1 pseudogene is annotated in these 241 nt (G+C 59.8%); it reads right to left on the bottom strand.

The features are described 5' to 3' along the window. Positions 1 to 180: pseudogene (locus SB786_RS37475) on the bottom strand (DNA primase); the annotation flags it as partial. Positions 181 to 241: the final 61 nt, after the last annotated feature.

Genomic DNA, 241 nt, shown 5'->3' on the forward strand with positions numbered 1-241 from the left:
TCTCGCCCGGGCGGCATCAAACTCACGTCTGCGCCGGGCCGATACGGCTGCTAGCGCAGCTGATTCCAGCCTGCCCTGGCGTTCGTCCAACGCAGCCGGTCCTCCACCGCTGGCCGTCAAATCCTGTTCGATCACGTTGATAACTGGATCGGCGTCGTTCGCGAAAGTCCTCAGAGCCATGTGGCACCTCGCATTCTAAAGATCGACGTTGAATGTCGGCTCGATGCTGGTATGCCTTATC

This window comes from Burkholderia sp. SIMBA_062 (assembly GCF_046534765.1).
GTDB classification, from domain to species: domain Bacteria; phylum Pseudomonadota; class Gammaproteobacteria; order Burkholderiales; family Burkholderiaceae; genus Burkholderia; species Burkholderia ambifaria.